The organism is Actinomycetota bacterium (genome assembly GCA_030776725.1).
Taxonomy (GTDB): Bacteria; Actinomycetota; Nitriliruptoria; order Nitriliruptorales; family JAHWKO01; genus JAHWKW01.
The window spans coordinates 1-7,770 of sequence record JALYHG010000271.1 but is presented as its reverse complement, the minus strand read 5'-3'; the positions used below and the strand labels follow the sequence as shown (position 1 = coordinate 7,770).

General features: G+C 70.2%; 7 protein-coding genes. 1 reads left to right on the top strand and 6 read right to left on the bottom strand.

Annotated elements, in window-relative coordinates; translation table 11 throughout:
- From M3N57_13095 to M3N57_13075, 5 genes are all read right to left on the bottom strand, one after another.
- Positions 1-3,754 (bottom strand): multifunctional oxoglutarate decarboxylase/oxoglutarate dehydrogenase thiamine pyrophosphate-binding subunit/dihydrolipoyllysine-residue succinyltransferase subunit (locus M3N57_13095; protein ID MDP9023606.1); only part of this gene is annotated, 3,754 nt, incomplete at its 3' end.
- 187 nt (positions 3,755-3,941) lie between these two features.
- Entirely contained in the window at positions 3,942-4,148 is a 207-nt protein-coding gene (locus M3N57_13090) for a dodecin family protein (GenBank protein MDP9023605.1), read from the bottom strand.
- A gap of 100 nt (positions 4,149-4,248) precedes the next feature.
- On the bottom strand, positions 4,249-4,722 hold the full coding sequence (locus M3N57_13085; protein ID MDP9023604.1) for an FABP family protein: 474 nt from the start codon (positions 4,720-4,722) through the stop codon (positions 4,249-4,251).
- Between the two features lie 17 nt (positions 4,723-4,739).
- Positions 4,740-5,756 (bottom strand): hypothetical protein, encoded by a 1,017-nt coding sequence (locus M3N57_13080; GenBank protein ID MDP9023603.1) that lies wholly within the window; start codon positions 5,754-5,756, stop codon positions 4,740-4,742.
- Positions 5,749-6,129 carry an FKBP-type peptidyl-prolyl cis-trans isomerase gene (locus M3N57_13075; GenBank protein ID MDP9023602.1) on the bottom strand — a complete coding sequence of 127 codons (381 nt, stop codon included), beginning with the start codon at positions 6,127-6,129 and terminating at the stop codon, positions 5,749-5,751. Before M3N57_13075 ends, M3N57_13080 begins: the two co-directional genes overlap by 8 nt.
- Positions 6,130-6,458: 329 nt before the next feature.
- On the opposite strand from M3N57_13075, the gene M3N57_13070 reads away from it, so the two are divergent.
- On the top strand, positions 6,459-7,247 hold the full coding sequence (locus M3N57_13070; GenBank protein MDP9023601.1) for a type 1 glutamine amidotransferase: 789 nt from the start codon (positions 6,459-6,461) through the stop codon (positions 7,245-7,247).
- Positions 7,248-7,262: 15 nt separating this feature from the next.
- Here M3N57_13070 and M3N57_13065 read toward each other — a convergent pair.
- Positions 7,263-7,770: formate/nitrite transporter family protein (locus M3N57_13065; GenBank protein ID MDP9023600.1), on the bottom strand; the 508-nt coding region annotated here is incomplete at its 5' end.

The window sequence follows — 7,770 nt, the reverse complement described above, 5'->3', positions numbered from 1 at the left end:
AGCCCAGGCCGTCGAACGCCCGCCGCAGCAGCTGCTCCTGCTCCTGGTCGTGGATGGTGCTGCTGCCGGACGCGGGGCTGGCCGACTCGAAGCGGGCGACGTGGGTGAGCACGTAGTCGTCGCGGAGGATGCGGTGCAGGCGGCTGTGCACGAAGGGCCAGGCGCCCATGTTCTCGGGCTCCTCCTGGAGCCACACCACCTCGTCGCCGTCGGGGTAGGAGGCGACCAGCTCGCTCACCTGCTCCTCGGGCCACGGGTACAGCTGCTCGACGCGGATCACCGCCACCGGAGCGTCCATCTCGTCGCGCCGTTCCATGGCCTCGAAGGCGATCTTCCCGGAGCACAGGATGACCCGACGGACCGATCCCCGATCCTCCACGGACGGGTCGTCGATCGTCTCGTGGAAGTGCCCGGTGGTCAGGTCCTCCACCGCGGACGCCGAGTACTTGGAGCGCAGGAGCGACTTCGGGGTGAGCACCACCAGGGGCTTGCGCACGTCGCGGCGCATCTGCCGGCGGAGCAGGTGGAAGTACTGCGCGGCGGTGGTCGCGTTGGCGACCTGGATGTTGTCCTCGGCCGCGAGCACCAGGAACCGCTCGAGCCGCGCCGACGAGTGCTCGGGACCCTGCCCCTCGTACCCGTGCGGGAGCAGCAGCACCAGACCCGACGTCTGGTTCCACTTGTCCTCGGCCGCGACGATGAACTGGTCGATGATGATCTGCGCGCCGTTGACGAAGTCACCGAACTGCGCCTCCCAGATCGTCAGCGCGTCCTTGTTCGCCACCGAGTACCCGTACTCGAAGCCCACCGCGGCGTACTCCGACAGCAACGAGTCGTAGATGAAGAACTTGCCCTGGTCGGAGCTGAGGTGGGCCAGCGGGGCGTGCTCCTCACCGGTCTCGTAGTCGACCAGCACGGCGTGCCGTTGCGAGAACGTGCCGCGGCGGCTGTCCTGCCCGGCGAGACGGATCCAGATCCCCTCGAGCAGAAGCGACCCGAACGCCAACTGTTCGGCCAGCGGCCAGTCCACCCGTCCCTCGTCGCGGTAACGCTGCGCCGCCCGATCGAAGAGCCGTTTGAGCTTGGGATGCATGGTGAAGTGCTCGGGCTCGGTGAAGATCGTGTCGACGACCCGGTCGAGCGCGTCCTTCTTCACACCGGTGTCCACGGGTGGGAGGACGCCCCGGGGTGGCGCGGGCTGGCGCGCCACCGCGACGTCCGGCGGTCGCGAGTCCTTGGTCTTGTCGAACGCCTCGTCCAGCCGACGCTGGAAGTCGTCGAGGAGCTCCTCGGCGTCCTCCATCGACATGTCGCCGCGCTTGACCAGCCGCTCCGTGTACTGCTTGCGCACCGACCGCTTGTTCTCGATCTTGGAGTACATCAGCGGCTGGGTGTACGACGGGTCGTCGGCTTCGTTGTGGCCGAGCCTGCGGTAGCACACGAGGTCGATCACCACGTCCTTGTGGAAGGTCTGGCGGTAGTCGAACGCCAGGCGTGCGACCCGGACCACCGCTTCGGGGTCGTCGCCGTTGACGTGGAAGATCGGGGCCTGCACGGCCCGGGCGATATCGGTCGAGTACTCCGACGAGCGAGCCGCCTCCGGGGGGGTGGTGAACCCCAGCTGGTTGTTGATCACGATGTGGATCGTCCCGCCGGTGCGGTACCCGCGGAGCTGGCTGAGGTTGAACACCTCCGCCACGACGCCCTGTCCGGCGAAGGCCGCGTCGCCGTGGACCAGCACCGGCAGCGTCCGGAAGGTCCCCGGCTCGTCGATCAGGTCCTGCTTGGCCCGGGCCATCCCTTCGACCACCGGGTCGACCGCTTCCAGATGCGACGGGTTGGACGGCAGCGTGACGCGGACCTCACCACCCGCGCGGGAACGGAAAACCCCGGTCTGGCCGACGTGGTACTTGACGTCTCCGGACCCTTGGACCGTCTGCGGATCGATGTCGCCCTCGAACTCGCTGAAGATGTCGCGGTAGGACTTGCCCAGGATGTTGGCGAGCACGTTGAGGCGGCCGCGGTGAGCCATCCCCATCACGACCTCCACCATGTGTGACAGGCACGCCTGGTCGAGCACCGCGTCGAGCAGGGCGATGAAGCTCTCGCTGCCCTCCAGGCTGAACCGTTTGTGCCCGAGGTACTTCGTGTGCAGGAACCGCTCGAAGGCTTCTGCCGCGTTGAGACGCTGGAGGATGTGGCGCTTGTCCTCCGGCGGCAGCTCCCACTCGACCCCTTCGACGTGCTCCTGGATCCAGCGTTTCTGGTCGGGATCCTGGATGTGCATGTACTCGATGCCGATGGTGCGGCAGTACGCGTCACGCAGCAGCCCCAGGATCCGCCCCAGCGGCATCGTGCCGTTCCCACCGAAGCTGGTTATGAACTCGCGGTTGAGATCCCATATCGACAGGCCGTAGGTGACCGGGTCGAGCTCCGGATGCATCTGCGGCGGCTTCTGCGCCAACGGGTCGAGGTCGGCGATCAGGTGACCGCGGACGCGGTACATGTGCGCCAGCTGGTCGACGTTGGCCTGCTTGTCCAGCATCGCCAGGTCGGAGTCCAACGGGCTGACGTCCTGGCGCCAGCGGGCCGGCTCGTACGGGATCGTCAACGCACGGAAGACCTCGTCGTAGAAGCCGTCGTCGCCGAGCAGCAGCTCATGGATCCGGTGCAGCCACAGGCCGGACTCGGCTCCCTGGATCACGCGGTGGTCGTAGGTGGAGGTGAGCGTGATCTGCTTGGACACGCCGATCTTGGCCAACGTGCGCGGGTCGGCCGCCTGGTACTCGACCGGGTGGTCGATCGCGCCCACACCCAGGATGACGCTCTGCCCCTGCATCAGACGGGGGACCGACATGACCGTCCCGATCGTGCCGGGGTTGGTGATGGTCATGGTCGTGCCGGCGAAGTCCTGCGGCTCGAGCTTGTTGGTCCGGACCTTGCGGATCAGGCCCTCGTAGGCGTCGAGGAGCGCCTGGAAATCGAGCGTGTCGGCCTCTTTGATCGACGGGACCAGGAGGAGACGCTCCCCGCCGCGTTCGACGTCGACGGCGAGGCCGAGGTTGACGTGGTCGCGACGCACCACGCCGGGTTTGCCGTCCACCTCGGCGAAGACGAACCGCATGTTGGGGACCGCGTCGAGCGCGCGGACCGCGGCGTACGCGATCAGGTGCGTGAACGACAGCTTCCCGCCGTAGACCCGGCGCAGGTAGTTGTTCGCGATCGTGCGGTTGACCTCCAGGAGCTTGGCGGGCACCGTCCGCACGCTGGTGGCGGTCGGGACCTGCAGGCTGGCATCCATGTTCTCGGCGATGCGGGCCTTGATGCCGCGGAGCCGTTCAGCTCGTGGCTCCTCGGGCGCGGCGGTGGGTTGCTCGCGGGGCGGCTCCTCGTCGATCGGCTCCGGACGGCGTTCGCGAGCTGCCGGCTCGGCGGTCTCGGCGGGGCTGCCGCGGGTCGCTGCGTCCTTGTGCTTGGCGTCCTCGACCGACGCCTCCGCGGCAGCGGCCGGCTCACCACGGGCGCCAGCCTTGGCCCGCGCCCGGGTGGCGACGTCGTTCGCTTCGGTGGTCTCCACGCGAGCGCGACGCGGCTGGTCCTCGCGGCGGTAGTCCTCGAAGAACTCCTGCCAGCTCGGCGACAGCGAGTCGGGGTCGGCCAGGTACTGCTCGTACAACTCGTCGACGAGCCAGGTGTTCACCCCGAAGCCGTCGCCGCCGGCGGTCGAGGGAGAGGAGGAGGTGGTGTCAACCATCGCGCGCGTCTTCTCCGCGTTTTGCAACGATGCTACCCAGCCCCACCTTGGCCACACCGGCCGGGTGCGCGCAGCCCCGGCGGTTCCCCGCTCGCAGGATCAGGCGGCGGGCGACCCGTCGCAGGATCCGCGCGCCCGCCACGATCTGGTCAGCACGGGTGATCAGCATGAGGGCAAGCGCCCGTGTTCACTCCTCCAGTTCGAAGGTGACCAGCATGTTCACCTGGTAGCCCGCGATGCCGTCTTCGCCGACGTCGACACGCTGCTCCTTCACCCAGGCGGAGCGCACGTTCCGCAGCGTTCGCTGCGCACGCCGGATACCGGTGTCGATCGCATCCTCGAAGCTCTCTTCGGACTTGGCGCTGATCTCGGTGACTCGTGCGATGGACGTCATGGAGGCCCTTCCTGTTCCGTTGCCGTGGTCCGGTTCCACCATGGACGTGGATCGCCCCGGACGCTGGTGGGGCTCCCCGGCGGTCGGACACCCGTGGGTTTCAGGGGCGGCGCAGCTCCGCGTGCAAGTGGTGGGTCTCGGGCGTGTCGCCGTGAGCCATCCACACGTCGTAGCTGAGAAGCTCGCCGTCGACGTGGAAGCGGCGCCGCACGGAACGGACCGGCTTGGCGGTGGCAGCCAGGCCGATGGTGGTGGCCCGGATGTCCATCACGGTCCCGTCGTACGGACCCTCGTAGACCTCGACGATCCCGGTCGGTTGGGCGATCAGGAGCTCCACGCGCCCGGGTTGGCCGTGACGCAGGAACCCGCTCTCGGCGTGCAGCGGCCGGCCGTCGTCGCGGTGGCGGGTGCGTTGTGTGTAGACGAGGAACGGCTTGCCGAGGTGCTCGAACGTGACCCGTTCGACGTAGGCGAAGTCGTCGATGGTCGGGTAGTGGCCGGTCCCCTGCCCCTGCCAGGTGCCGAGGAGGCGCTGGAGGGTCCCGAGGTCGGGCTGCGGTCGCTCGTCATCCATGCGCGTCCTCGCTCGGACTACCACGGTCGGTTGGTGGTTGCGCCGTCAGCGTCGTCGCGGAACCGGTCCCAGGCGTCGATGGCGGCGGCCCACCCGGCGCTGCGGTTCTCCACCGCCAGCCGGAGGTTCCATCCGCGGTCGCCCTCACCGCCGGCCAGGTGGTACCAGGTCAGGTCCGCGACGACCGCCTCGTTGAGAGCGTCGAGGTCGGCCGGGAAGGGCAGCGACGTCGCCTGGTGGACGAACCACATCAGCGCGGAGCGAGCCGCTGCCATCCCGCGGCGGCGGCCGTACGCCCCGCCCGACGCGGCGGTCCACGCCAGGCGCGCCAGCGCGTCGGCGGCGGACAACGGGGCGATCGCCACCGCGTCGGGCAGGAGCCCCGCAGCGGCGCCGACCGCGTCTCCCCCGACGGTGACGACGTGACAGCCGCCGTTGGACCGTTCCGCCCACTCGCCGGCGACGTCGGCCAGGGCGCGTTTGATGTGGGGGAGATCGACCGGCGGAGCCGGCGCCGCATGTGCCGGCCTGTGCTCCACGTCGATCGGGTCGGGGCCGCCTTCGTGGCGGTCGTAGGGGCGGTAGGTGGGGAGCGGGTAGGGCGGCTCCCATGGCTGCAGCCGCAGTGGCAGGTCGAACTCTTCCGCGTGGGCGCGGGGGTCGCCGCTGAGGTCTTCGCCACGGATCACGCGCTCCTGCGCGACCGTGGCGGCTATCCACGGTGTCGGCAGGTGATCGGCGAGGTCATCCCAGCGGTGGGTGGAGGCGGCGACCTCGGTCAGCGGCCCGAGCGCGAACCGGCCGGCACCAGGCTGGCACACGCCCGCCGCGTACGGTCCGGGAGCCTCCAGCGCCAGCCGGTACTCGGCGAACTGCGCCACCGGCCACAGCTGCTTGCCGAGCTCGACGGCGGCCTCGCAACGGTCACGCAGCATGACGAGGCCGTCCCAGTCACGTCGGTCGACGAGCCGGTCGATCTCCAGCAGGAGTTCGCTGGGGTCGGCGCGGTGGATCAGCGCTTCGAGGTCACTCATCCAGCGCGATCAGGTCGACCACGAAGATCAGCGTCCCGGCCGGGGCGCCCGCCGGTGGGTCGTGCCCGTACGCCTCGTGCGGGGGCACGATCAGCGCCCGCCGGCCCCCGACGCGCATCGCCTCGATCCCGTCGGTCCCGGCGATGCCCTTGGCGAACCCGGGCACGACCTGCGCGAGTGAGAACCTCGCCGGGATGCCGCGGTTCCAAGACGAGTCGAACTGTTCCCCGTCGGCGTAGCGCACGCCGACGTAGTGGACCGTGACGATGTCGCCGGGTGCTGCTGGCGCCCCGTCTCCGACCACGAGGTCATCGACGGCGAGCTCTCGAGGCGGTGGCTCGTCGGGGACCGTCACCTGGGGCTGTTCGCCCAGACCGACCGCCTGCCGAGTGGGTTGGCTGCCGGTGTCGCCACGACCGCCGCCACCGTCGTTGCCGCAGCCGCCCAGCGCCACCGCGATCAGCGCGATCACTGACCACCACGTCGCCATGACCGGCAGAGGTTCCTCCTGGCGTCCCGCAGACCGCGAGGCTACCCGCGACTCGAGAGGCTCCTCGTCGGTCACATCGGGCGGCGTCGTGAACGATCCGCTTCGCGCGATCATCACGCGCCGGGTACCCGCCTCCGCGCACACCCGGAAGTGACCTGTGCCGTGCGCAGCGCGGCTGGCTGTCGCCCGGTCGAACACTACGCTGGCCGGTCATGACCGAACCCCCCGAGCCCGAGTACGACTACGGCGAGACGCTCGTCGTGCAGCACGTCGAGATGGCGGGGCCGAGCGCCCTGACCCAGGTCCTCGACGCCCGCGCGGCAACCCGACCGTGGCGGCTGGTTGATGTGTCGGCCGGCGCCCCGTTCCCCGACCTCGACGACGTGCGCGGGATCGTGGTCCTGGGCGGATCGATGGGCGTCCACGACACGGCGGACCACCCGTGGCTCGAAGGCGAGATCGCCGGGCTGCGAGCAGCTCTCAGACGGGGCGTGCCGCTGTTCGGCATCTGTCTGGGGGTGCAGCTGCTCGGCGCGATCCTGGGCGGCGAGGTCCGCGCACGCGGCGTTCCCGAGATCGGGTTCGTCCCGCTCGAGCGCACGGCAGAAGGCCGCGACGACCCGGTCTTCGCCGGCTGGCCCGACGGCGCGGCGACACTGTTCATCCACGACGACGAGGTGGTGCGTCTCCCGGATGGCGCGGTGGCGACGCTGACCGGCTCGGATGGCGTGGCGGCGTGGCGCGCGCCCGACGGTCTGTCCTACGGCGTCCAGTTCCATCCCGAGGTGGACGCGGCCCAGGTCGCGGCCTGGTGCAGCGAGCCCCGCAACCGCATCCGGTTCGAGCGCGCCGGGGTGGATCCTGACGCGCTGGCGGCCGAAGCGGACCGGCGCGAGCCGTACGTGCGCGCCGTGGGCCTCGCGCTCGTCGGGCGTTGGCTCGACGCGGTCGTTGGCCGTGACGACCCCGACCCCAGCCGCGGGCGCCGCGCACGGGCGTGACCGCACGCACTGGGCTCAGTGGCTCTCGACCTGGTCCCGCGGCGGACGTGGGTGGTCCCCGGCGGCGCGGCGTGCGGAGCTGCCGACCTGCACGAACCGTATGACGGTGACCAGCCCGACCCCACCGACCATGTTGCCCAGCGCCGCCCACGCGAACACCGCCAGCCAGTCGAGGTACGAGTAGGGCGCTCCGGCGATCAAGCCAGCGAACATCTCCAGCGACGCCACGATGCAGTGGTTGATCTCGGCGGCGGCGAGCAGGAACCCCGCCCCAGCCGACGCGACGATCTGCGCACCCCGCGACCGGGTCGACTCCACCATCCACGTCATGACGGTGATGATCATCCCCGCCAGCATCGCCATCGCGAACGACCGCCAGCCGATGCCCAGGTCCGCGAAGTGCTCGCCGAGTTTGATCGCGACCGGACGTAGTTGCGGGAAGCCGCTGATGACCAGGGCGGCCACGACCCACCCGCCGGCGAGGTTGAGCACCGCCGTGCCGGTCCACAGCCGCAGGATCGAG

Bases quoted from the DNA above. Each gene is read 5' to 3' on its own strand.
- M3N57_13080 (MDP9023603.1), bottom strand. From the start codon at position 5,756: ATGAGTGACCTCGAAGCGCTGATCCACCGCGCCGACCCCAGCGAACTC.
- M3N57_13085 (MDP9023604.1), bottom strand. From the start codon at position 4,722: ATGGATGACGAGCGACCGCAGCCCGACCTCGGGACCCTCCAGCGCCTC.
- M3N57_13090 (MDP9023605.1), bottom strand. From the start codon at position 4,148: ATGACGTCCATCGCACGAGTCACCGAGATCAGCGCCAAGTCCGAAGAG.
- M3N57_13070 (MDP9023601.1), top strand. From the start codon at position 6,459: ATGACCGAACCCCCCGAGCCCGAGTACGACTACGGCGAGACGCTCGTC.